The organism is Vibrio sp. YT-18 (genome assembly GCF_033337345.1).
Classification (GTDB): domain Bacteria; phylum Pseudomonadota; class Gammaproteobacteria; order Enterobacterales; family Vibrionaceae; genus Vibrio; species Vibrio alginolyticus.
The window spans coordinates 1-1,012 of sequence record NZ_JAWOQO010000309.1 but is presented as its reverse complement, the minus strand read 5'-3'; the positions used below and the strand labels follow the sequence as shown (position 1 = coordinate 1,012).

1 pseudogene is annotated in these 1,012 nt (G+C 44.3%); it reads left to right on the top strand.

Annotated features, from left to right (window positions below):
• Window positions 1–936: pseudogene (locus tag R7M72_RS26215) on the top strand (arylsulfatase); the annotation flags it as partial.
• Window positions 937–1,012 lie beyond the last annotated feature (76 nt).

Below are 1,012 nucleotides of genomic sequence, written 5' to 3'. Positions count from 1 at the left end.
CCAAAAGAAGTCGATGGTGTTGAGCAAATCCCGATGGCAGGCGTGAGCTTCACTAATACATTTAAGGAAACAAAAGCACAAACACGACACAAACCTCAATATTTCGAACTGGGAGGTAACCGTGCCATCTATCACGAAGGGTGGCTAGCGCGTGTTACTCACTGGGCTTTAACTGAGGGGTCAACTAAGTTTAGAGACCTACAAGATGATAAATGGGAATTGTACGACACAACGAAAGATTTCTCTTTAGCCAACGACTTAGCAAAATCTAACCCTCAAAAGCTTGAGGAGCTGAAGAAGCTATTCGATAAAGAAGCAGAGAAAAACCATGTCTACCCTATCGATGATCGCACAATGGAGCGTGTGAACGCAGAAATTGCGGGCCGACCTGATGCTCTGTTTGGTAAGAAGAGCCTAACGCTTTATGAAGGTGCGAGAGGCATCCCTGAAAACTCCTTCTTAAATATCAAAAATAAATCGTTTGATATTGTTGCGGACATTTCAACAGACAATGCGTCAAAGACTAACGGTGTGATTATCGCGCAAGGCGGTAACTTCGGTGGTTGGACGCTATATGTGAAAAACGGCGTCCCAACCTTCGAATATAACTGGTTAACCTACGAGTACACTAAAGTCTCTGGTTCTAAACTAAAAGAAGGCAAGAACGAGATTAAAGTGGCATTCCGTTACGACGAGAACGGCCAAGGTGGTAAAGGTAACGCAGCTGGCAGAGGTAAAGGCGGTAACGTTTATCTCTACGTGAACGATAAGCTTGTTGAGAAGAAACTTATCCCTAACACAAACAGCCGCTTGTTCTCGCTCGACGATGGCGTGGGTATTGGTGAAGATGAAGGTGGCGCGGTGAGTAAAGACTACCAAGCACCATTCGAGTTCAATCAAAAAATTGAACAAGTCACAACCTCTATCGTTCAATAGCAATAAATCTCCTGAGTCATTATGTTAATAGTGGCTCAGGAGTCACTTCGCACTCCCGTTGATTTCCCCAACAATT